Here is a 618-nt window from a genome sequence, read left to right as displayed (position 1 = left end):
GGCACTGTCTAGTCAACGCTTCAGCACCTCCTTGACTGGCGTGCGGTTATCAAGCGCTTGATTGGGTCGCTGGAAATTGTAGTAGTGGACGAAGGCGGCGAGCCAGCGCGCAGCGCTGGCGAGCCCGCCGTTCCAGGTGTTGTGAAAGCGGTTGACCCGCATTTTCAGCGTCTGGAGCCACTTCTCGATCTTATCACGTTCAGTGTATTCGAGTTGACCGCTCAGATCCGTGCGCGCGAGAGCGGTCAGGTAGCCGAAGCCGTCGACCAACAGCTCCGCCGCAGAAAGGTCGTGGCGCTCCTTTAGCTCCGAAAGGAACGCCGCAGCGGCGGACGACCCTCGCCGCGGCGACAGCCGCACGCCGAGCAACAGCTTCGAATCCAGATCGATCGCAGCGTACAGCCAGCACCACTCGGAGCCGATCTGCACCGCGGTTTCGTCGACAGCGACCCGCCGCGGAGCGCTCCGCGGCGGGTCTGGGAGGTGCTCGGCGAGGCGGTGGACCCACTGGAAGACCGCCTGATGCGAGCACTTGACGCCGAACAGCTCCAGCACAGCCGCCGTCTCTCGCAGCGACAGCCCCGCAGCGTGGAGGCGCACCCCGAGCGCCCTGACGGG

General features: G+C 65.4%; 1 protein-coding gene. It reads right to left on the bottom strand.

Annotated features, from left to right (window positions below; all coding sequences use genetic code 11):
- Window positions 1-12: 12 nt before the first annotated feature.
- Window positions 13-618, bottom strand: a 606-nt coding sequence (locus TX76_RS16910; RefSeq protein ID WP_049904182.1) for an IS6 family transposase, incomplete at its 5' end; no start/stop codon positions are given.

It is taken from the genome of Halococcus agarilyticus (genome assembly GCF_000334895.1).
Taxonomy (GTDB): Archaea; Halobacteriota; Halobacteria; order Halobacteriales; family Halococcaceae; genus Halococcus; species Halococcus agarilyticus.
The sequence above is the reverse complement of the archived record's forward strand: the minus strand, read 5'-3'. Positions and strand labels throughout refer to the sequence as shown.